The sequence below is a fragment of the Anaerobiospirillum sp. NML120511 genome (assembly GCF_023050955.1).
In the GTDB taxonomy this organism is placed as follows: Bacteria; Pseudomonadota; Gammaproteobacteria; order Enterobacterales; family Succinivibrionaceae; genus Anaerobiospirillum.
In genome coordinates, this window is sequence record NZ_JALKIK010000002.1 from 32490 (window position 1) to 56060 (window position 23571).

18 protein-coding genes are annotated in these 23571 nt (G+C 52.3%); 6 read left to right on the forward strand and 12 right to left on the reverse strand.

Going from position 1 to position 23571, the window contains the following annotated elements:
- Positions 1-150: 150 nt before the first annotated feature.
- From trkA to def, 4 genes are all read right to left on the reverse strand, one after another.
- Positions 151-1539 (reverse strand): Trk system potassium transporter TrkA, encoded by a 1389-nt coding sequence (gene trkA, locus MXE39_RS00580; protein WP_246976156.1) that lies wholly within the window; start codon positions 1537-1539, stop codon positions 151-153.
- Between the two features lie 347 nt (positions 1540-1886).
- Positions 1887-3236 carry a 16S rRNA (cytosine(967)-C(5))-methyltransferase RsmB gene (gene rsmB / locus MXE39_RS00585; protein WP_246976153.1) on the reverse strand — a complete coding sequence of 450 codons (1350 nt, stop codon included), beginning with the start codon at positions 3234-3236 and terminating at the stop codon, positions 1887-1889.
- A complete protein-coding gene (gene fmt / locus MXE39_RS00590) occupies positions 3229-4197 on the reverse strand; it encodes a methionyl-tRNA formyltransferase (protein ID WP_246976150.1) in 969 nt (322 codons plus the stop codon). Before fmt ends, rsmB begins: the two co-directional genes overlap by 8 nt.
- A gap of 233 nt (positions 4198-4430) precedes the next feature.
- On the reverse strand, positions 4431-4973 hold the full coding sequence (gene def / locus MXE39_RS00595; protein ID WP_247073704.1) for a peptide deformylase: 543 nt from the start codon (positions 4971-4973) through the stop codon (positions 4431-4433).
- A gap of 665 nt (positions 4974-5638) precedes the next feature.
- Here def and MXE39_RS00600 point away from each other — a divergent pair.
- On the forward strand, positions 5639-6919 hold the full coding sequence (locus MXE39_RS00600) for a topoisomerase DNA-binding C4 zinc finger domain-containing protein (protein ID WP_246976144.1): 1281 nt from the start codon (positions 5639-5641) through the stop codon (positions 6917-6919).
- 141 nt (positions 6920-7060) lie between these two features.
- Here MXE39_RS00600 and MXE39_RS00605 read toward each other — a convergent pair whose 3' ends face one another.
- The 5 genes from MXE39_RS00605 to MXE39_RS00625 all read right to left on the reverse strand — a co-directional run bounded on the left by MXE39_RS00605 (position 7061) and on the right by MXE39_RS00625 (position 15300).
- Complete coding sequence (locus MXE39_RS00605; RefSeq protein WP_246976141.1) at positions 7061-7231, reverse strand: hypothetical protein; 171 nt, start codon at positions 7229-7231, stop codon at positions 7061-7063.
- A 112-nt stretch (positions 7232-7343) separates the two neighbouring features.
- Entirely contained in the window at positions 7344-9806 is a 2463-nt protein-coding gene (locus tag MXE39_RS00610) for a hypothetical protein (RefSeq protein ID WP_247073706.1), read from the reverse strand.
- A 107-nt stretch (positions 9807-9913) separates the two neighbouring features.
- Positions 9914-12328: a hypothetical protein gene (locus MXE39_RS00615; protein WP_246976135.1), complete on the reverse strand. Its 2415-nt coding sequence runs from the start codon at positions 12326-12328 to the stop codon at positions 9914-9916.
- A 67-nt stretch (positions 12329-12395) separates the two neighbouring features.
- The gene (locus MXE39_RS00620; protein ID WP_246976131.1) at positions 12396-14516 is read right to left on the reverse strand and encodes a hypothetical protein; all 2121 of its coding nucleotides are present in this window, start codon (positions 14514-14516) and stop codon (positions 12396-12398) included.
- A gap of 334 nt (positions 14517-14850) precedes the next feature.
- Complete coding sequence (locus MXE39_RS00625) at positions 14851-15300, reverse strand: hypothetical protein (protein WP_246976128.1); 450 nt, start codon at positions 15298-15300, stop codon at positions 14851-14853.
- 33 nt (positions 15301-15333) lie between these two features.
- On the opposite strand from MXE39_RS00625, the gene MXE39_RS00630 reads away from it, so the two are divergent.
- Complete coding sequence (locus tag MXE39_RS00630) at positions 15334-15648, forward strand: hypothetical protein (protein ID WP_246976125.1); 315 nt, start codon at positions 15334-15336, stop codon at positions 15646-15648.
- Positions 15649-15650: 2 nt separating this feature from the next.
- Here the strand turns inward: MXE39_RS00630 and MXE39_RS00635 are convergent, their stop codons facing one another.
- Positions 15651-16418, reverse strand: coding sequence for an NAD(P)-binding protein (locus MXE39_RS00635; RefSeq protein WP_246976122.1), 768 nt, complete (start codon positions 16416-16418; stop codon positions 15651-15653).
- 508 nt (positions 16419-16926) lie between these two features.
- On the opposite strand from MXE39_RS00635, the gene purE reads away from it, so the two are divergent.
- From purE to MXE39_RS00655, 4 genes are all read left to right on the forward strand, one after another.
- Complete coding sequence (gene purE / locus MXE39_RS00640) at positions 16927-17433, forward strand: 5-(carboxyamino)imidazole ribonucleotide mutase (protein ID WP_246976119.1); 507 nt, start codon at positions 16927-16929, stop codon at positions 17431-17433.
- Between the two features lie 234 nt (positions 17434-17667).
- Positions 17668-18279: an L-threonylcarbamoyladenylate synthase gene (locus MXE39_RS00645; protein WP_246976117.1), complete on the forward strand. Its 612-nt coding sequence runs from the start codon at positions 17668-17670 to the stop codon at positions 18277-18279.
- 503 nt (positions 18280-18782) lie between these two features.
- A complete protein-coding gene (gene aroE / locus MXE39_RS00650) occupies positions 18783-19652 on the forward strand; it encodes a shikimate dehydrogenase (protein ID WP_246976114.1) in 870 nt (289 codons plus the stop codon).
- Positions 19653-19819: 167 nt separating this feature from the next.
- Positions 19820-20791 carry a class I SAM-dependent methyltransferase gene (locus MXE39_RS00655; protein ID WP_246976111.1) on the forward strand — a complete coding sequence of 324 codons (972 nt, stop codon included), beginning with the start codon at positions 19820-19822 and terminating at the stop codon, positions 20789-20791.
- Between the two features lie 269 nt (positions 20792-21060).
- On the opposite strand, the gene MXE39_RS00660 is transcribed toward MXE39_RS00655, so the two are convergent.
- Entirely contained in the window at positions 21061-21975 is a 915-nt protein-coding gene (locus tag MXE39_RS00660) for a flagellin (RefSeq protein WP_246976108.1), read from the reverse strand.
- Between the two features lie 432 nt (positions 21976-22407).
- Positions 22408-23337, reverse strand: a complete 930-nt coding sequence (locus MXE39_RS00665) for a flagellin (protein WP_246976105.1) — start codon at positions 23335-23337, stop codon at positions 22408-22410.
- Positions 23338-23571: the final 234 nt, after the last annotated feature.

Here is a 23571-nt window from a genome sequence, read left to right on the forward strand (position 1 = left end):
CTGAGTTCACAGCCCGGGCAGCCGGGCGCCGCAGCGCGTACGGCTGTGCGCACGGCACACGGCGCACATCACGCGGCGCTGCTGCCCCTGATCTGCGCCCGCTGGCAGGCCATGCAGGCTCTGCCATCAGGTGCAGACGGGGCAGGAGGGCTACCAGCGTGGCAGCCAGAACGGGCGTGGTTTGAACAGTTTGACCAGGGCACGCATTTGCATGCGATCGGTAAGGAAGACCAGAACGCGGTCGCCATCTTCAAAGACGAAGTTTTCGTCCATCTTGACCACCAGCTTGTCGCGCAGGGCCATACCAAAGCGCACTCCGGCTGGCAGATTGAGATCTTCTACCTTGCGGCCTACCACATAACTGGAGCGGCGGCTTCCCTGAACAAGCAGTTCAAGGGCCTCGGAATCTCCCTGACGGAAGATACGCATTTTCTCTACACCCTCCTGAAGAATATTGGAGAGCAGGGCCGAGATAACAGCCTCACGTGGGGAAATGATGGCGTCGATCTCACTGCCGGCCTGAGCAATATCCTGGAAGGAGGCCTGGCGGATAATGGCAATGGTCCTTACCTTGTTAAGACGCTGTACCATCAGAGCAGACATGATATTGCTCTCTTCATTAGGCGCAGCGGCAATAAAGGTATCAGTCTGGTAAATCTTTTCTTCCATGATGAAGTCCATATTGGCCGCATCGGCACAGTACAGCTCCACATTGCTGTCACGGAAGCGTTCGGTAAGGCGCTGGGCACGGCGTGGGTCAGGCTCGATAAGCTTGACGTTATAGCGCTGGCTCATGCGCAGGGCAATGGCATCGGATATATGGGAACCGCCCTGAATTACGGCGTTCTTGCCATTAGGCTTGAGAGGTACCAGGGCGCCGATAAGGTTAAGGGCACGGGTACGCTCACAGCAGAAGAAGACCTCATCACCCTCAAGCAGGGTTTCATTCTCCATTTTGGCAATGAGCTCGCCATTGCGGTAGACAGCCAGCACACGGCAGCGGCCGTCATAATTTTCAAGATCCATGATCTCAGCGCCCAGCAGCTTGCCGCCTCTGGTGCAGGTTACGCTGGTAATGAGCAGACGGTCGCGGGCAAAGGTATGCAGGGCATTGACTCCTGGCAGATCCATAAGGTCAATCACGGCATCAGCCATGATGCGCTCAGGAGAGATGATGTGATCGATAGGAATGGCATTAGGGCCAAAGAGCTTGTCCTGCTCACTTAAAAGATCGGGAGCACGGATACGGGCAATTTTGCGGGGAATGGTAAACAGAGCCGAGGCTACCGAGCACACGGCAATGTTGATTTCATCCTGAGGAGAGGTGGCTACCAGCAGCTCGGTATTACGGGCGCCGGCTTCACGCAGCACGGATGGCCAGGTCGGATCGCCCTGAACCACTCTCAGATCAAGACGGTTGGCAATTTGTGAGAGCTCCTCAGAAGGAGTGTCAATCAAAGTAACGGCATGCCCGGCCTGGACCAGATACTCGGCAAGCTCTGTTCCAACCGTGGTGGCACCGATAATGATGATTCTCATAAATGTTATCCTGGCCTGTGGGCCTCAATAAACCTGTGGCATGTGAAAACAAGCCTCTGAGCGCCGTACCGGCAACGCCAGCATGGCTGGCTGTCAGGGCCGGCTGTTCCGGCCCTGCGGCACAGGGCGCTGGCCGGTGCAGGCATCAGGGCGCAGCCGTCTTTGCCTGAGGGAGGTAAAGAATCTGTACTGCAGCGCCGCCGCTGCGACCGTTTCAGGACAAATAATCCTGATGTCAGGGGCTGTTTTCATATTAAGAAGACGGCCTGAGTGGCAGGCCGCCCTGCAGGGCTGCAGCCCATAGGCAGCTGTCTGCAGCTGCACAGGCCGGCCCTTATTGAGCCTTATCAGGTTTTGATAAAGCGGGCGTAGAAGAAGCCGTCTCCCTGGTCCTGACCTGGCAGGCGCTGCAGGGTATCTGAAGTGATACCGCCTACGGTGACCGGGTCAAGGGTGGCGTCGGCATGACGGCTCAGGAAAGCCTGAGCCTGAGCGTCATTTTCCTCTTTGAGAATAGAGCAGGTGGTGTAGAGCAGGACTCCGCCTGAGGTAAGTTTGTCCCAGGCAGCATCAAGAATACGGGCCTGAATCTCACACAGGGAGGCAATATCCTTCTTGCGGCGCAGCCACTTGATGTCAGGGTGGCGTCTTATCACACCTGTGCCTGAGCATGGGGCATCGACCAGAATACGGTCAAAATTACCCTCAAGGCTTTCAAGGTGCCGGGCATCAAGCTCACGCAGATCCACGTGATCAAGACGGCCAAGGCGGCTTAAGGTGGAGCGGGTCTGCTCAATGCGGGCAGCATCCACATCAAGGGCTGTCACCTTGCTGTCCGGGGACAGATCAAGAATGTGAGCTGTCTTGCCGCCTGGGGCACAGCAGCAGTCCAGCACGCGCAGGGTGCTGCTGTCACTGAGCTTTAACAGTGAGGCGGCCAGCTGGGCGGAAATGTCCTGAACGGTACAAATACCCTCGGCAAAGCCAGGAATGTCAAAGACATTGGTGGCATTGGTAAGCAGTACGGCACCAGGGCAGATTTCAAAGCCCTGAGCTTCAATGTTACGCTCCTTGAGATCGCTTAAGAACTTTTCAGTGCTGATCTTGGAGTTTTCCACACGCAGGAACAGCGGGGCCTTTTCATTGGACTGTCTGAGAATGTCGCGGCTGATCTCCTCACCATAGGAGGCAGTCAGATTCTCATAAAGCCAGTCAGGGAAGGAAAATTCCACAGCAGCCTCAGTGGTGTGAACCAGATGAGCGCCCTCACGCAGGAAGCGGCGCAAAATGGCATTTACCAGTGAGGTAAAGGAGCGGCGGCCAACATCACCGCAGGCGCTTACTGTAGCAGCCACTACGGCATGCACAGGCACGCGCATGAAAACTATCTGATAGAAAGCGGTGAGCAGCAGGGCAATGACAATGCGGTGGCGCTCGGTAATCTTGTAGTCAAACATGGGTCTTAAGGTGCCCATGAGCAGACGGCGGTGTCTTAAGGTTCCGTAGACAATTTCCTTGATAAAGGAGGTATCACGGGCATCAAATTCAGCGCAGTAGACAGGAAAGGCCTCACTCAGGGACTGACCCTCTTCGACAGCGGCCACAATACGGGCAGCTGCAGCACGGGCAGCGGCGCCTATGGCCTCAACATGAGGACGGTTATTCCTGCTGGAACGGGAGCGTTGAAATTTAGGCAAAGCACTTACCTCTTAAGAAGACATCTTTTCGGGAGCGGGCAAAATCAGCTGCAGCTACACGGCCCTTGCCCGGAGCCTGAATGGTGGTCAGAGCAAGCATGCCCTGAGCACATTTGACCACAATGCCTGTGTCATCGGTGCAGACAATGGCACCGGCCGGCAGATCGGAGCTGTCAGGCAGGGCGGCACGCTGCTCATCGTTTAATTCACTGGCACCAAAGACCTTGTAGACCACATCATCAAGAGTCATGGTGGCTACAGGCCACGGGTTAAGACCTCGCACCTTCAGGCACAGATCAGCTGCGCTGCTGCGGGCAAAATCAAGCGGGCTTTCATCCTTGGACAGCTTCTGGGCATAGGTGACCTCATCAGGATTCTGAGGCACAGGATTGATTGAGCCGGCCAGTACATCAGGCAGGCATTCGACCAGAGCCTGAGCGCCGCATTTTTCCATGCGCTCAAAGAGGCTGCCGGAGGTGTCATCAGGCTCAATGGCCATTTCCTTTTTAAAGAGCATGTCACCGGCGTCGAGCTCTTTGACAATCTGCATGATGGTCACGCCGGTTACAGGCTGACCTGACAGCAGGGCGCGCTGTACCGGGGCGGCACCGCGCCACTGAGGCAGCAGGGAGCCGTGTACATTGATGCAGCCGAGGCGCGGGGCATTGAGCACGCGCTCTGGAAGAATCAGACCGTAGGCCACGACAATGGCAAGGTCGGCATTGTGGCTTTCAAATTCAGCCCTGTCGGCCTCTTCCTTAAAGTTCAGGGGAGTGAAAACAGGAATATTGTGTTCCAGCGCCAGAGCCTTTACCGGACTTGGAGTGAGTTTGTGACCGCGTCCTGACGGGCGGTCAGGCTGAGTGTAGACAGCCACAATATTGAACTTTGCCTCCAGCAGAGCCTTAAGGTGCCCGGCTGCAAACTCAGGAGTACCGGCAAAAATAATTCTTTCTGACATTAAAACTTACTTTCCTTCTTTCCTTAAACCGGTCCCCACCCCGCTACAGCAGCCGCTGCGACAGCGGCCGCTGCCGCGCTGCGCCTGCAGCGCCCATGGGGCCAGCCATGCAGCGCCTGCAGCGGCTGCGGCAGGTCTGTTTAAAGACAAAACAGCCTGCTCAACGGGCTGATGCCGACAGCAGGCGTGAGGTGAGGTCCCTGATAAGTCCCGTACGTGCCGGGCCATGGGAATTACTGCTTATTGAGAGCCTCAGCTTCCCTTTCTTTCTTGAGGGCAACCATCTTCTTGGTGATGCGGTCGCGCTTTAAGGTGCTGATGTGGTCCACAAAGACGTGGCCATTGAGATGATCGAGCTCATGCTGCATGCAGATAGCCAGCAGGCCGTCGGCATGGAACTCCTGATCATTGCCCTCAGCGTCCTTGGCCTTAAGAACAATCTTCTCGGCACGCTCTACATCCTCATAGCACTGAGGAACGGACAGACAGCCCTCTTTGTAGACTGTAGTGCCTTCACGGGAGACGATTTCAGGGTTGATAAGAACGATGCGGTTGTGGTTCTCCTCGACTTGAGCATCACCATCCACGATATCGATGGTAACTACACGGCGGCTTACACCGATCTGAGGGGCAGCAAGTCCGATACCTTCGTAGTGGTACATGCTGTCGAACATATCCTGAACCAGCTCCTTGAGCTCGTCATCAAAGACGGTAACTTCAGCAGCATGCTTTCTAAGTCTGTCATCAGGATATATAACGATTTCACGAACTGCCATATTATGCAAATGCCTCAACAATCTGATATTAATCCAGCAATTTTACCATGCCTGTCGGGCTGGCGTAAAAAGCCGGTCTTTTCTTATCACCCCGACAGCCCTGATATGCCCGATCATGGCCATAACCATTTGCCCATTTCACCATAAGCACCGCCAGGTCTGCCCCACGATTGCCGTAAAACCGCCTGTTTCTGCAATTTTGTGTGCCCTTTCCCCGCAAGAGTCCCAGCCAGAACTCACCTCCCATGGCCGCATGCCTCCCATGGCTGCGAGCCTCCCATGTCAGCGTACCTCGCATAGCTGCGAGCCGCTCTCCTGCCTGTAATACATGTTGCCCGGCACAGGCAAAACACTGTAGCGGCCATGAGCCCGCATGCATTAAGGGGCGGGCGCAGCTGCAGGTAATTTAAGCTCTGGCTTTTGTGCCGCCCCTGCAAAAGACTGGTATGATGTGCGCCCGTAATTGAGGGCGACACAGCTGACCACCTGGCTTAACAGCCATGGCAAAACCCACAGCAACAGCCTGTCCCCATCCCGCAAGGCCCTGAAAGAGCACGCAAGAGCCAGCAAGGCCACGCAAGAGCCCGCAAAGCCACGCAAGAGCCCGCAAGGCCCCATGCAGTTTATCCACACCCACAGCCAGTATCAGCAGGTAAGTAGCGACCATGTCTAATCAGGAAAACAATCAGGACATTTCATCCATGCAGACAGACTCATTAGCCGTAAGCATTGAGCCTCAGTCTCTTGAAGATGAAAACAGCGGCCACGGCAAACCGTCACGCCAGCTGCCTGAATGCACCACCTCTGCCCCTGAGAAGACAGCCGGCGGCGCCGCCCCAGTAGCTGACAGCACAGCCGCTGCCGACCATGCAACCGACGCAGAGCTCAAGGCCGGGGCAGCAGCTGCCAGTACCGCAGCCAGCACCGCAGCCAGCACCTCGGGCGCAGCCGTGCCTGATGCTGCCGCAGCGACCGAGGGCGCCGCCCGGTTAGCTGATGGCGGTAACAGCGATGCTGATGCTGGTGCTTATGCTCATGGGGTAGAGGCTGTGGATACCCAGAGTGCTGCAGGCAGTGCCCGTATCATTCTGACCCGTCTTATCAGTGATGTTCAGAAGGACACTGAGGTAAGCCTGAGTGATGATGGTCAGGAGGATGTCGCCAGTGCAGTGCTGGGCCTTGATGATGAGCCTGTTGATGAAAGAACAGCCGTGGCCCGCATTCTGGCTGATGGCGCAGCCCGTGCTGCAGCCGCCTCCGAGGGCAGTGCCGGGGACGGTGCGGCCTCAGCTGACAGCAATGCAGGTGCCGCAGACGGGGCTGATAATGCCGGCAGGGTCTTTACTCCTCATTATGTGGAGGAGGGGCCTGAGCTCAGCCAGGCTGAACTTGATCGCTATAACAGAATGATGCTCAAGGAGGGCGACAACTGCCCTGCCTGTGGCAATGGCCGTCTGGTGCTGCGCAAAAATGAGCGCATCAGCTTCCTGGGCTGTTCCTGCTATCCAGCCTGCAAGATGCGCTACTTTACGAGCCATCTGAGCGCCGTTACTGTCATGAGGACCCTTGAGAGCCTGTGCCCTGACTGCAACTCGCCTCTGGCTGTCAAAAAGGGCCGTTACGGTCTTTTCATTGGCTGCACCAGCTATCCTGACTGCAATTACACTTACCGTGAGGAGGATACAGTTGAGGAGATCAGCTGCCCTTCATGCATGGGAGGTCAGCTCGAGCGCCGTCGTGCCCGCTCAGGACGTACTTTCTATGGCTGCAACAGCTGGCCTGAGTGCGACTTCATTGTGCCGGGAGTACCGGTAGTAGACGAGTGTCCAGACTGCGGCTTCCCTGTACGTTACAAAAAGAAGGTCAAGGCTGGCACAGCTCTTATGTGCGCCAATCCTCTGTGCTCCAGCCGTCGTCGTCGCCGCCACAACATAATCGCCTCCTGATCCACCTCATCGCGCCATCATGCAGACGGCCGCCCATAAGGGCGGCCGTCTGCCTTTGAGAGTCAGTGACCGGCTGTCAGCAGCTGCCTGCAGTGCTCAATGCATGCCTGCAAACGCCTGTCAGCTCTGAACGCTCTTATCTTAAGAGCCCCACGCATTTTGAGTATTGGACGCCTTGCCTGACAGTAATGCGGCCATTCCTGCGGGGGTAAACTCATTGTTCAATGGTTTTACCCATGAGACAAAGTCATGGTCCTCAGGCTGCAGGTCATTGATGTTTATCCTGTTTTTGCTTTCTTTGTTTTTATCCATTTTCCTTTTTCCTGGCAAAGCGCACACAGACAGACCGGACACTTAAGGCAGAGACACAGTCTGGTAAGACTGAATCGACATCAGTGATGGCTGAGAGGTCTGCTGAGGGCGATCAGTGTCCAAATGGAGTAAAAATCCTGTACATATCCACCATCAGCTCAGGGTTCATTTCATTGAAAATGGTTCCCATATGTGGAAGGATGTTGTAGCTGTAGCTGAAAGAAATGAGCAGACCGATGGCTGCAGTCTTAAGCAGGAGAAACATGGCCAGAGCATAGAGAGCTGAGTGTGACCATGAATATGAGCTGTCCGTGCAGCTTTTGTCCATGCTGCCCGTTGTGCTGCTGTATGCGCTTACTGGAGTTGCAGTCACATGGGTATCTGCTCTTTGAGTACCAAAGTTCAGTACAGTCAGCACCAGAGCCAGGTATGAGCAAGGGGTGGCTATGTCGTTCAGATATCTGCTGAACAAACCTGCGTTGTAGTAGGAGAGGTAAGCAAGGAAAACCATGGCTGCTGCAGTCAGAGCAGTGGAGTAACGCAGGGCTGAGGTGCGCCTTGAAGCCATGGTCATACGAGCCGTCATCTCCTGGTCATTGCCTGAAGATGGAAGGCCGGCAGCAAGAGCTGACAGTGTTCTGTGGCTTCTTAAGGCAAGGAACAGGGACCAGAAGACAGGCAGAGTAAACAGGGAGATACGGTCCATGTCGCTTAGCATGTTTCCGTAATCGTTATAGCTTGTGCTGTTGGCAAAAACGAAAGGGAACTCACGGACCCATACCAGTGGCTCGGCAAAGAAGTTGAAGAGCACGTTTTTCAGATGGGCAATGCCAAACACTATTCCCTTGGAACGCACGTCATCACCCGTAAACTGATAGGTCTGACCAAACTCGCTTATGGAGTCAAATCTTATGTAGTTGTAGTACATAATCAGCACGGCGCCGATCAGGACAGGAACTGCGGTAAACAGGCTGTCCTTGAGCATAGCTGAGAGCTGCAGACTGCTCAGCAGGCGTCTGGTGTGGCTGACTTGTGGCTGCAGCTGAGTATCCCTGTCCGTGTAGTTTTCTCTGATGATGAGAGCTATGGCCGGGATGCTCAGAACAATCATAAAAATCAGCACCAGAGGACGTGAACTGACCAGCATGGGCACACTTATGCCTGCAACAAGGAGCATCAGCCTGGTACGCAGGGTACTGTTTGTCGGCTCTTTACCGGAATGACGAGCCGGAGTAAGCAAAGAATACAGGGACGCAAGAAATACAGACAGCCATGTCATGGCAGCGAGGTATGGCAGGTAGTAAAAGCTCAGTCCCACATAGAGCATCCATATCAGGGTTCCGCACATGGCCGCGACCTGGGCTGACATGTAGATGAGCATGTTAGGACGAGCTGCATATACCCTGACCATTGTACGGTATGCCCAGAGCAGGGCCATCACTGCCATAATGCTCATCAGATACATGGACAGGGCCGGAGAGGGCACCATACCCGTCAGGGCATAGACCGGGGCGAAAACCATAATCAGGGGAGCAATACCAAAATAGACAAAGTAACGTCCCTCGTAATAAGGGCGATCGAAGGTGTATCTGGCTCCTGAAAGAATTCTTGCTGATGGATCCCATGGGTTATCAACTGCTTTGAGAGCAGGATCCACAAAGACATTGATATTTACCTTGCCTTTGAGCAGGGCGGCCAGCAGCTGATCGTAGGCTCCGGCATTGCTGGTCTCCTCGATGCTTTCCGGCAGTTTGTAAAGCAGAGTACGGTCAAGGCTGGTGACAGGGTATACGCCCTCACCATTAACATCGAATATCCATGGAAGGCAGTTGGAAGGATGGGTTGCCCAGAAAAAGAAAGTGCAGATGCCAAGAGCCAGAGCCAGTACGCCATAGTCAGCTACACGGTGGGCGATACGGCTTTCATCAAAGACCAGACGGTACAGTCTGAAGCGCAAAACGGCGCAGAAAACTCCCAGAATGGCCATCATGCCCAGCATGCGTACCCATGACAGGTTCAGAGGCTCGGTAACGTTAATCTCAAGGCCGGTCAGTGCAAAGATGAATGCGCTGTTGGCTGTAGCAGTAACTTTCAGTCCGGTAACAACTTTGTCAGAGTCGCTGTTGTTCAGATGCAGCAGAGCTGTGTTCTGGTCGGTGTCGGCCGGATTGATTCTGGTTGAGCTGACCGGCCTGAAATCATCACCTTCAAAGCGTACATGGAGTGTCATGGTGACGGCTTTACCGTAGTTGGCTGTGGTAGTCAGCTGGACATTGGCAATCTTCTGCCTGAGGTCATTGAGAGTAAGCTCGTTTGCCTCTCCGTTCATAACCAGAGCACGGACCTTGTACTGTTCATGAACCGGCAGCTCAAAAGCGCGATGGGCAAAAGAGTCCTGACCTGACTTGCCATAAAAGAAGTGATGGTTAAAGACCAGAAGCTCGGCAGCAAGGGACAGAAACAGTATCAGTGCGCCGATAATGAGGCTTCCTGCAGGTTCACCTGAGAGTAATTTGTTAAAGGCTTTCATGGGTACTGTCTCAATTGGAGTCCTGTTGTTATGGATTGATTTCATTGCATTAGAGCTCTGTCTTTCGAGTGCTGTTACAGTCATTTCCGGTGTTTACATGCTCAGTGAGAAAGTCGACCGCACTTGTTCAACTCTCTGTGGCAGGTCTGCTGCTACTGGCCAAATGGGGTAAATACCCTGTACATATCAAGCATCAGTCCCGGATTCATCTCATTAAAGGCTGTGCCCAGATCAAGCAGCAGCTCGTAGGTGCTGGTAAAAGGCAGCAGCAAACCAATCAGCAGGGACTTGAGCAGCAGGAAGACGGTCAGACCGTAAATCAGTGAGCAGCTCCAGCTGGTGCCTGCTAAAGCCTGCGGTAACGGCCCGGTCACAGCAGACTTACTGCAGGATGACTCAACATGCGGCACAGTAGCAGTGCCAGAACTCATGAATCCTGTGTTGAGAAGAACCAGAACTACGGCCAGGTAAGATCCTGCAGTTGCCATCTCGCACAGATAGCGACTGAGCACAGCTGCGTTGTAGTAGGACAGATAAACAAGGAAAACAATGGCAAATGCAGTCAGAAAAGCTGTGGCTTTGAGCATGCTCATGCGCTTTTCCATGACTTTGAGCTGAATATCAAAGCCCGGTGTGTCATTGAGGTGTTTAGAGATTCGTATATGACGGATACTGCACTCAAGCATTGCCCTTCTTGAGCGCATCATCAGAAACAGAGACCAGAAGACAGGTATTGAGAAGAGAGAAACACGGTCAAAGTCCATGACCAGGTTTCCATGATCGTAATAGTGGTCGATATTGGCGAATACGAAAGGAAACTCCCTGATATAGTCCAGGGGCTCAAACAGGAAGTAGTACACAGCAGAGCGCAGATGAGCCCATCCGAAGAAAAGTCCTTTTGACTTCACGTCGTCTCCTGTGAACTGGTAGGTCTGACCAAACTCTGTCACTGAATCAAAACGTACATAGTTGTAGTACATAATCACAGCGGCGCCGACCATTACAGGGACCAGGGCAAACATGGCGTCTTTAAGCGCGGCTGTGTAGTTGATGCGGGGCTGGGAAAGATCAGCTGCTGACTGGTCTTTGCGTAAGCTGTAGTTTTCTCTTACCAGCAGGATGATGGCAGGTATGCTCAGTGCCAGAAGAGCTGCAAGGGCCAGAGGTCGTGACCACACCAGCATGGGGACGCTGATACCGGCCAGAAGCAGCAGCGTTCTGGTTTGTAACTGACTGCGCGGGCGGTGTTCATCCGGGGATAAAACCGGTCTGAAAAGAGAGTACAGACTGCCCACATAAAGTGACATCCAGGTCATGGCCGCCAGGTATGGCAGGTAGTAGAAGCTAAGACCAATCTGGATAAGCCAGATCAGTGTTCCACTGAGAGCTGCAGCCTGTACCAGCATATACATAAGCAGGTTGGGGTATGGCACCATGGTACGTACCAGGACTCTGTATGCCCATAGAACAGAAAGCACAGCCATCATGGCAAGCAGATATACAGACAGGGCCGGAGACGGGATCATGCCGGTCAGGGCGTAGCATGGGGCATAAACCATGATGAGAGGAGCTGGACCGAAGTAAACAAAGTACTGGCCATTGTAGTAAGGCCGATCCCAGGTGTAGCGTGTACCGGCGGCATCGCGTGCTGACGGATCCCATGGGTTTTCAAGGGTGGCGAGTTTGGGATCAACAAACACGTTAATGCTGACTTTTCCTTTGAGCAGAGATGACAGCAGCTGCTCGTATGGGCCTGCAAGATTGTTCTCCTCAACTGTCTGAGGCAGAGGATAAAGCATGGTGCGCTCTTCATTGTTAAAGGGATAAAGCCCCTCACCATTGAAGTCAAAGGCCCAGGCCCTGGTGTTATAAGGGCTGGTTGCCATGAAAAACAGGGTGCATATGCATGCAGCACAGGCAATGACCACATAGTTCATGGCTTTGTGAGCGCGCCTGCTCTCATCAAAAACAATCAGGTATACCTGGTATCTTCTGATGAAGAACAGGGCAGAGGCAGCCATAAAGAGCACAAGCACTCTGATCCATGAAAAGTGCAGCTTTTCAGGGGCATTAAAGTCAATATTCGTGATGCCAATGATGAAAGGATTGGGACTGGATGCAGTAATCCTGACTGCAGAGAAAGTCTTTTCAGAGTCTGCATGATTGAGATGGATGAGAGCTGTTCTCTGGTCATGGCGGCCGGGATTGACTCTGGTGGCGCCCAGAGTAATGAACTGACCGTTCTGCTCACGGGCCTGAAAAGTGAAAGTAATGACTCGTTCATCATTGAGGGTAGTAGTGAGCATGATGTTGGCAAGACGGCTGTTTACCGAGTTAAGGGTCAGTTCATTGTTTTCAGAGCTCATGACCACAACCCTGGCGCCATGTTCTTTGCTTACTGGTATTTCAAAGGCTATCTGATCATATCCAGAGCCTGAGACCCGGCCAAAGAAGAAGTGATGGTTAAAGACCAGCAGCTCTGCTGCCAGAGTAATTACAAACAGCAGAAAGCAGGCAGCAATATTCCCGGCCGGGCCTTTCTCAAACAGTTTGATTACAGAGTTCATGTTCTTATCTCAGGTTTGGGCTTATTAATGGTGCCGCAGTCAGCTGACGCAGGCACATGTCTGCAGGTCAGAAGCTTATGGAGTTAAACAGCTGGTCAAGGTAGAGCATGGCATCAAGATTTGCCGACCTTAAAAACTGGCCAGCCATACTGCCCGGACCCCATGCAAAAGGCAGCATCATGCCGATGACAATGCTCTTTAGAGCAAGGAACATGGTCAGCACAAAAACAACAGTATTCATGCTGCTGTCTGCCGTTTCTGATATGCCTGTCTTACTGTCCTGGGCAGGCCTGTCAGTCCCGGCAACTGTGGTGCTGCTGTCCCTGGAGAACAGAGCCATGACGGTCAGGGCGCTGGCCAGCATTACAGCGGACGAGGCCGGGGCGCTCTGTGCAGCACCGACGCCATACAGATAGAAAGAACCCCAGGCATAGAGGGCGGCTGCAGCCAGGGAAGCTAGGGTCATCAGGCTGATACCTTTTCCAGCCCGGGCTCTTACAGCTTTCAGCAGAGGCGCAAAGGACAGCCAGGCAAAAGGTATGGCCATGATGCTGATACGCTCATAAACGCTGACTGCAACACCAAAGGATTGAGCGCTGCTGCTTGAAGGCAGAACAAAAGGAAAGTTCTTGCTGTAGCTAAGCGGCTCAAAGAGGGTGTAGTGCAGGGCGTTAATGAAGTTTTCAACGCTCAGCAGATAAGGATCGCCAGGATTGAACTGCTCAATGTCAGTGAGGGTTTTGCCCCCGACAGCGCTGAGCATCATGGTCATGAAGCTTTCCGGGAGCAGAGCCTTGATGATGGCAGCCACAGCAAGGGAGCCGACAATCACTGCTGGAAGAGTCAGCTGCTTTCTGGACAGCGCTTTGATGGCCAGGCGCTCATTGCTGCGCACTGCAGCCAGCAATGGCTCAAGAGCCGACATGATGACCGGCAGGCACAGAGCCATGGTCAGCAGTACTGCCCATGCGCGTGACAGCGCTGTCAGCATCAGGGCTACACCGAAAACTCCAATCCATAAATTCTTAGTACTGCGCTCTGAACTGTCTGCAGCCCAGCTGTACAGAGAACCAACGGTCATAGTGAGCATCAGGGTGATCAGCACCGGGCTGATGCTCTCTTTGAGCAGATCCATCTGGTGGTAAAAGAGCTGGGAGCCGCAGATGACAGCCATGGCGCTTACTGCAGTAAGCACTGCGCCTGTTTCAATCCTGAAATAGCGCAGCATGCTGTACATAGCCCAGGTAAGGGAGCTGACAGTTGCCAGACTCAGAATCATTTTGATCAGAGCCATGGAGCCCAGCACATCCTGTTGGAGTTCATTGCTGACCGCACTGATACCGGTGCTCTGCAGCCCATAGATGACCGCAGCAAAAACAGATGCAAGCACTGCAGGAGCAATCAGAGGAACGTGCCTGAATGACGAGGTCGGAGCAATGGTGCTGAACCATGCCCGGCGGGCGGTGAGCAGATATACTGCGTTAAATACAGCGAGCATGAAAATCAGGCGCAGCCATGAGATCTGGACATGCTCAGGTACATTGAAGCTGAGCTGATTCAGATATACAGGCGCGACACTGCTGTCATGATCTGAGGTAAAAATGATCCTAAGGCCATAAATGTATTCATCACGCTGCTCAAAGTGGAACAGGCTCCGGGCATAAGTACCTGAGGTGTTGAGCCTGTGGATTGATGCCGGGACAAAGCGGTGGCGGGAGCCACGATCAAGGAACTCAACTCTGGCCTCAACCATCTGCGACTGGTCAGATGACACTTTGATGAGCAGATTGCGTGGCCTGATCCTGATATTGTTAATCACTACCGCCTGAGAATCAGGGCTGTTGATGATACGGCCCCGAGCACTGCTGCCATCTTTGCCTTCATCCTCAATAATGCTGACATTGACCCGCTGGTAGCCCTCGAGGGAATGCCAGAAGCTCCAGTGGTTAAAGATGCCGACTTCAATGAACACGGCCAGGACAAATAGCACCACAATGTGGGCAGTAACTGACTGTCTGAACCACTTAAATCCACGGATCAGACTCTGCGCAGTATTGCCTTCATCTACGGAGTGTTCATCAGCGCTGTAGCCCTGAGTAGCATCTGAGGAGGTTTTTACGGATTCATGTACAGCATTGTTCCGGTCATGATTCCTTGCCTCTTTGCTGTCATTGTGATCTGCAATCATCTTGTTCCTGCCTTGTTGAAGCTGGTGTGGAGAGTCTTGTTATCAGTCATGGCTTCAGCTGTCGGCGGTTTTATGCAGACAGCAGTCCTGTATGGTCGTTTAGTCGTAGTCTGGGGCCTGAGTATGATGGCTTCAGGTTATGCAGGCTGAGAAGGGCCGTGGTTCGGCCACTGGATGAGAGGCGGTTTGTCTGACTGTTTACGATGTAATCCGGACAGGAATGGAACATTAAGCTTCCTGAAATGAAACATTGCAGGTCGGCATAACACTGTCCGGATAACCATAGTTCTGATTACAGCCTGTCAGATCCAGGGCAGAACATAATCATCAGGGATTAACCATCATTAGGGCCTTTGCCGGCGGCTTGTGATGCTGTTGAGCTGTCGGCATTGATGTCCCAAAGGCGGCCATTCCACTGTCCGGCAATCTTTTTGGCTGCAAGTATGCCCATCAATACGGAGTGGTCCATATTGTTGTACTTGAAGCTGCCATTGCGTCCAATGAAGTGCAGACCGTTAATGGCATCTACATGACCAATGATTTCCTTGAGTCTGGATGCATAGCCATCGGTGTAGACAGGGTAGCTGCGGTGGACGCGGTGGACTGCGCCATCGAGTATTGACTCAGGGGTGAAGATTCCTGTAGCAATGGCATCGGCTCTGGCCATTTCGACAAGCTGATCATCTGGCATATTCCAGATTTCATCGTCGTTATTGGCCCAGTACTCGAAGCACACTACATGCTCTTTCTGGCCTTTCTGCATGATTGCAGACCAGTTGGCCATGTCGCACATACGTCCTGAGCGCACGTCTGGAGAGTGGATGTAAAGCCAGTTGTCTGGAGGGAGATCCTGGGAGCCAGGATTGATTTTCAGATAGACAAGAAGGGTGTTGCGGTATTTCAAATCAGAAGTAAGACCGCGGATGTCATCAGGAAGAGCGCCGATGCTGGAGACAAGATCGGAGAAGTTACCGGAGGAGACTACATAGTCATAGGGGATAAAAGTGCGATCGGCACTTTGGTGGTGAGGAGCGTTTGTAGCAATGTGATCAGCTACAGGAGTGGTTTTCTGGACGTAGATGCCCTTTACCTGGTTATCTGTGCAGGAGATTTCGCTTATATAAGCGTTTAAAGTCAGTGTACCCCCCCCCCGCTACGCATAATTCGTGCCAGTGTGTTGTTCCACATCTGACCGGCACCTTTGGCAGGGTAGATAAAGGTGGATACGAGGGTGCGTTCCTTCTTGCCGCGATCAGGGATAAATGCTCTGATAACAGCCTTGGACAGGTTCAGGGTTCTGATGCGTTCACGGGCAAACTGATCGCTGAGCTCAGAACACTTGATGCCCCACAGCTTCTCAGAATAGGTCTTGAAGAAAATCTCATACAGACGGTGACCAAAAGCATTGGATACCCATGCCTCAAAGGTAGGTTCCTTACGAGGGAATAAGGTGCTTTTGGCATAGCTTAGTACGCACCTTGCTGATTCCAGCAGGCCCAGCTGAAACAGGGCTTCAAAACCCCTGAGCGGATAGGAGAAGAACTTGCCCTTGTAAAGGATGCGGCTGAGTCGTTCTTTGTGCACAGTTTCACTGCTGTCCAGATTGCCGGCCCAGAAGTCTTTTACCAGAGGTTCATCTGTATGGAATCTGTGGGGGCCCAGATCCACTGTCTGTCCCAGGATTTCGCAGGAGCGGGCCATGCCGCCGACTGAGCCGCTCATCTCGTAGATGTCGACTTTGTAGCCAAGATCAAGCAGTGTCTGGGCGCAGGCAAGACCGGCAGGTCCGGCACCAATGACGGCAACTGCTGGTTTTGTGCTTTCCGGGCTGTTGCTGCAGCCGTTCTCTTTGCAGGTATCCTGAGAGCTGATGCTGTCGTTATTTGTACAGTTATTGCTCATATTATTGATAGATGTTGATTTTGAAGGTTGCTGACAGGAAATCCATACAGCTGACACAATGATGAGGGTAACAGGATCTTATGACGGGTATCAGCATATTTCTGACTGGCCTGGGACCATATGATGAGAGGATGCTGTTTCCTGAAAACAAGCCTGATTTAAGTGATTCTGCATAGATATGTCGCGACATTATACGCAATAACCTGATGGCAGGATAGCGCAAAAATGCGACAAAAAGGCATACAGCTGCGATTGTCTTTGACTTGTGCTCTTTGCGGTGCACTTGTGCAGCAGCTCATGGGACCGCGACATACCAGACAAGAGATTCTGATCATGTCCTGCTGGGGCGGCACGGGCTGGCCGGGTAGTGATGTGGAGCAGTGCAGGCGGGCCGGGGGCGGGCGCTTTCGTGATATAATTGCGCTTTGCTGCTCATTGCAGGTCAGATCACCTGATGGATGGTGTCCCTGATGAGCATTCGTGGAAACTGTTTTTTTCGGAGACTTCAATGTCAGAGCAATTTGCTGTCATTCTCATGGGTTCAGACTCTGATTTACCACTGGTTAACAACACTCTGGACGTGTTAAAGAGCCTGGAGATTAAGTTTGAGGTGAAAGTAGCTTCTGCTCACCGTACCCCTGACGTAGTATCTGACTACGTTCAGGACTGTGAAAAGCGCGGTGCTGCCGTATTCATCTGTGCTGCCGGTCTGGCTGCTCACCTTGCCGGTGCTGTTGCTGCCCGTACTACCCGCCCTGTAATCGGTATTCCTGTTGACGGTGGCCCATTAAATGGCGTTGATGCTCTGTACTCCACTGTAATGATGCCAGGCGGTATCCCGGTAGCTACCGTAGCTGTTGGCAAGGCTGGCGCCAAGAACGCAGGTTACCTCGCTGCCCAGATTATGGCCCTGTGCGATAAGGCTCTTGATGAGCGTGTTAAGGCCAACCGCAAGCAGGCTGCTCAGGAAGTTATGGACAAGGATGCCAAACTTCAGGCAAGCCTGGGCAAGTAATTTGCCAGCCTCAGGGTCTCAGCTTTAAAGACAGTCCTGATTAAGACTAATGTCCTTTATAAAGCATATTAATCATGGGTACTGTCATGGGCCCATCCAGCCTGCTAATCATATTGAGCAGGTGCCTGACGACCTGAGGCAATCAATACTGTATTATCTGCCGTTTTCCGGCAGCAGTTAAACAGGGAGAGGGCTGTCCTTACGGATAAGCCCTTTTCTTTTGCAGGAAGCAATATGAGCACACAATCACAGCAGATTATTTCTCCTGAAGAGCCTTTATCTGAGCAGACTCTTGCCCGTCTTGATGAGGCAGCAGCCGTGCTGCGCAAGGGCGGAGTTATTGTCTGTCCTACCGAGGGTATCTACGGGCTGTCAGCAATGGCTGATAACAAAGAGGCTATTGAGCGTATTATCGCCATCAAAAAAAGGAATGAGTCCAAGGGACTGATAGTAGTCATTTCTGATATGGAAATGCTCAATGCCGTGGCCGACATTGATGCTCTTGAGCCCGGTGCCCGCGTGATGGCAGAGCAGCTCTGGCCTGGTCATGTGACTATTGTGCTGCCAGTTAAAGCCGGTATTAATCCTCTGATTACAGGCGAGCACGATACTGTAGCCGTACGTCTTACTGCCTTTCCGCTGCTGCGTGAACTGTGCCGTCGCGCCGGTGGTGCAATTGTCTCAACCAGCGCCAATATTTCAGGTCAGAGCCCGCTCAGTACAGTAGAAGAGCTGCACGATGCCTTTGATGACCTGGTAGATTACGTGCTTGAAGAGCCATGTCAGGGACGCAACCGCCCAAGCCTGGTTATTGAGGGCCGCTCAGGCAACATTCTGCGCAGCTGACAGGACAGGCGTCTGGGACAGCTGCCCATGGTCAGATGAGCACTGTCGGCAACACCCCTATGCAGCGTTGCACGGCTGGTTGCGGCAACATTTAGCTCTGTACCAGCAATACAGCCCTGTATCAGCAATGCAGCCCTGTACCAGCAATACAGTCCTGGGCCTGCAATACAGCCATGTGCCAGCAATACAGACTCGTACCGGCAGTACAGCACTTTGTGGCCTTTTCCGGGCTTAAATCAGCTGAAAACAGCTCTTTATGCGTGTCAAAAGGGCCCTGAATAACGATCATTGTCGCATTTCCTGTAATATATCTGTGTGCAGTGGGGGTGCACCTGATACACAGGGCGCGACTTGATGGTAAATTATTCATTTAAGCACGATATATTGCTCAAAATACTGAAAGGTTCTGCACTTACTGTCTTTTAAGTTTTAGATAAGCTTCTGGCAGATGTACGAACTGAAACCGATTTTTCTCAGTGCCCTTGCATATTAAGGAGCTGGCTATGCAGTACAAGCTGGCCGTGATAGGCTGTCCTGTTGAACATTCCCTTTCCCCTAAGATTCACCGTCACTTTGCAGCTGTGCATGGTCATGATGTCAAATATGACCCGCTGCTGGCACCACATGTTTTTGCCCAGACAGCTGACGAGTTTTTTGATGAAGGCGGTTTTGGCTGCAATGTCACCGTTCCTTACAAGCTCAATGCCTACGAGTATGTAACTGAGCTGACTCCAAGAGCTCAGCTGGCCCGATCTGTTAACACCATCAAGCTTATTTGTGAAAAGGACGGTAAGCGCCAGTTTCTGGGGGACAATACTGACGGCTATGGTCTGGTTTATGATCTGCAGCGTCTCAATGCTCCCCTTAAGGACGGTCATGTTCTGATTCTTGGTGCCGGCGGATCCTGCCGAGGTATTGTGCCATGTCTTGCTGATCCGGCTCTGGGGCTCAAGGCTATTACCATTGTTAACCGCTCCTCAGTAAAGGGTCGCGAAATAATCGATTTCCTGCGCGCCAACAGACAGGATCTCAGTCCGGATCTCCAGCTTGAGTCCATTCGCTACGATAATCTTGATCCTTTCAGGGATTACAACATGATTATCAATACCACCTCACTGTCTATGGAGAACAAGCTCCCTCCTCTGCACAAGGATCTGACTGCAAACTGTCCTTTTGTGTACGATCTGTTCTACAACAGAGAGGGGGATACCATATTCACCCGCAGCTGCCGAGCCAGTGGTGCCGCAAGCTGTCATGACGGTCTTGGTATGCTGGTGGGACAGGCTGCCCTTGCCTACGAGCTGTGGACAGGAGTGCGTCCTGATATCGAAAAGACCCTCAACTATATGCGCAACTACCTGATTAACGGCTGACGCAACTTCCGACTGCATCTTAGCAGTCGGAACGGTACCAGCATTCCGGAACAACACTGTCCCGGACCACCTCTACCTGCCTGTCATCTGTTTGCAGCTGACAGTCCTGACCATACCATGCCGTATCAGGACTGATCTGCACCTGCCTGCCATAAGTTTATCCAGCCATGCATAAGCTCTTTTTATACGCCGAAGCGGCCCTTGCCCCTGCAGTAGAGAACTCATGGACTGAGGCCCTGCAGATACTGCAGCCCCTCATCCATGCTCAGCCAGCCAGTGGGGTTCAGGATGGCCTGTCAGGCGCAGCTGCAGCATCTGCAACAGTTCCAGACAATATAGACCAGGTGGTGGTACTTGATGAGCACGGCTATAACGCGCTTATGGAATCAGCACGCGCTGGAGGCAAGCTGCTGGCAAAGCACGGACCTGAGAGTTTTGCCTCATCAGAGTATGCCTCTGTCTATCATCCTGATGATGTACTGGTCAGTTATGACAGCAAGGGAGCAGGACTTACTGTGCTCTCACAGGTACAGATGAAGCCGTTGATTCTTGATTTCGAGCTTGTGAGCTACCGTCAGCGCCTGCTGCGTGGCGGCCGTCAGAAGGAGGCTGTTGCCCGTGCAGTTATGTCCGGTCTTGAAGATGGAGCCTGTGTTTTTGATGCAACTGCCGGCCTTGGTCGTGAGTCCATGATTCTTGCCCATGCTGGCGCTGCAGTAACAGCCTTTGAGCGTCAGCTGCCGGTATGGCTTATTCTCAGAGACGCCCTTAACCGTGCTCAGGGTTCACGCTATTTTCCGTTTGCGCTGCCAGTACTGCACAGCCGTGGCACGATAAAAGATTATGCAGGCGATCTGCGCCCTGAGGTTATTTACTACGACCCGATGTTCCCTGAGCGAGGTGGCAGTGCCCAGGTTAAAAAGGACATGTTCGTCTTCCAGCAGGTTATTGGCGAGGACAGGGATACCGAGCTTTTCCTGGAAGCTGCTCTGAACATGGCAGTACGCAGAGTGGTGGTAAAAAGACCATCCTACGCTCCACCGGTTACAGCAGCTGGCATTGAGCGCAGCTACTTTGTCGATGGCGGCCAGTGCCGCTTCGACTGCTACAGCATCTCAGAGCTGTCTGCCCAGCAATAAGTACTCACCAGTTCCAATATTCATGAAAAAAGCCTCCAAATTGGGGGCTTTTTTCATGCTACAAGGCTGAAATATGGGGTATTTGAACAAAGTGACTTAGTGATAAAGACACTGTCTAAAACAAATAAGGAAATGTTTAGTCTTTTGTCACGCTCACTGCAGGTTAATCTCATATGCTCTGAAACGACGAAACCCCTGACCGCATGGACAGGGGTTCCGGAGACTCTGCAGAACCATGGTGATTCTGCAGGTGGCATGTGCTGTTTAAATTAGCCTAACAGGGACAGACCCAGCTGTGGACGGGTGTTAGCCTGCATCAGCATGGAGGTAGCTGCCTGCTGAATGATGGACTGCTGGGACAGATTTGCGGACTCTTCGGCGAAGTCTGCATCACGAATTCTGCTGCGGGCATCAGCCTGGTTGGCAGAAACGTTAGCCTGGTTACGAATAGAGCTCTCCAAACGGTTTTGGATAGCGCCCAGGCCTGCACGTTCAGAGTCTACCTGAGCAATCAGAGCGTCCATAGCTTCAATAGCGATCTGAGCTGCATCAGCCTTTGAGAAAACAATAGCTTTGTTTTCAAAGAACTTAGTTAACTCAAACTTGCCATTACCCTGACCAACTTTACCAGTAGCAGCAGCAATTTTTGTGAAATGAGCATTAGCAACATCAAAGGTGATGGTGTCGCCCTTATTGGCGCCTACCTGCAGTGTCAGCTGGCCAGCCGACTCCTTGCCACCCTGTAACAGACCAGTATCCTTACTGCCGTCGAGGATCAGGGCTCCACCGAAGCGGGTCTGACCGGCAATACGGTCAATTTCAGCAACCAGAGCAGTGGCTTCTTTAGAAAGGGCAGCCTTGTCTTCGCCGGTGTTGGTGCCATTAGCAGCCTGGACAGCCAGAGTACGAATCTTCTGGAGCATGTTGGTGGTTTCGTCCATGGCGCCTTCAATGGTCTGGGCAAGGGCGATACCATCAGCGGCATTACGGTTACCCTGGTTAAGACCGTTTACCTGGGTGGTCAGGCGGGAGCTGATTTGTAAGCCAGCAGCGTCATCTTTGGCACTGTTAATTCTCAGACCTGAAGAGAGTCTCTGGTAGGTAGTAGTCAGCTGATTCTGTACGTTATTGAGATATCTGCGGCCGTTCAAGCTGCTTACATTGGTATTAACATATACGCCCATGATTAAGCTCCGGTATTTTCACTATTAGTTTCAGTTGATATTGGGCCACAGAAGTTGGCTCACATGCAGTAGATTTAACGCCTTGCGTCATATGAAATTGAATAGCATAACGTATATGCAAAAATGGCGTATTTATGCGAAAAGCATAGTAAAAACGTCATTAAACTAGATATAAGGTTTCAATGGGCTGTGACATTGTGCAGAGCAGTTCAGGCAAGCAGTAGAGTTAGCGTAAACTGCATACGTTAGCCGCTTTTGCGTACAAGGCAACATAATGCTTTATAAAACCAACAAAGAATTACATTATTAAAAGTGTCATAACTTCGGGTTGATTAGGTAACCATAAACGACGAAACCCCTGACCGCATGGTCAGGGGTTCCGGAGACTCTGCAGAGCGCTGCAGGCTCTGCAGGTAGCATGTGCTGTTTAAATTAGCCTAACAGTGACAGACCCAGCTGTGGACGGGTGTTAGCCTGCATCAGCATGGAGGTAGCAGCCTGCTGAATGATGGACTGCTGGGACAGATTTGCGGACTCTTCGGCGAAGTCAGCGTCGCGAATTCTGCTGCGGGCATCAGCCTGGTTGGCAGAAACGTTAGCCTGGTTACGAATAGAGCTCTCCAAACGGTTTTGGATAGCGCCAAGGCCTGCACGCTCAGAGTCGATCTGAGCAATCATGGCATCCATAGCAGCAATTGCTTCGTTTGCAGCGTCTGCTTTTGAGAATAAGATTTTGCCGGTGTTAAAGAACTTGGTCATATCAATCTTAGCACCGCCGCCACCACCACCAGCGGCGCCAAATTTGCCAGATGCTTGAGCAATTCGGGTAAAGTGGGCATTGGCAATATCAAAGGATATGGTATCGCCCTTATTGGCGCCAACCTGGAGAGTAAGCTGACCTGCAGACTCTTTGCCACCCTGTAACAGACCAGTATCCTTACTTCCATCAAGGATCAGTGCGCCACCGAAGCGGGTCTGACCGGCAATACGATCGATTTCGGAAACAAGAGCAGTAGCCTCTTTGGAGAGGGCGGCCTTGTCATCTGCGGTGTTGGTGCCATTAGCAGCCTGGACAGCCAGAGTACGAATCTTCTGGAGCATGTTGGTGGTTTCGTCCATGGCGCCTTCGATAGTCTGGGCCAGAGCAATACCATCAGCAGCGTTGCGGTTACCCTGGTTAAGACCGTTTACCTGGGTGGTCAGGCGGGAGCTGATTTGTAAGCCAGCAGCGTCATCTTTGGCGCTGTTAATTCTCAGACCTGAAGAGAGTCTCTGGTAGGTAGTAGTCAGCTGATTCTGTACGTTATTGAGATATCTGCGGCCGTTCAAGCTGCTTACATTGGTATTAACATATACGCCCATTTTGATGCTCCGGGATGTTTGTATTTAGTTTCAGTAAAGTCGTGGTGGGCCACAGAAGTTGACCTCACATGCAATAAGGTTAACGTGCTGTTTGTTATTGAAATTAAATAGCTGGCCATATCATATATGCATGGTGAGCTTATTTATCAACTGGAGGAAGTTTAAAACTGTGTTTGACTAGATGTGAAAATTCTTAATCATGCTGACCATGTTTGCTTGTGACTAAATGCCCTG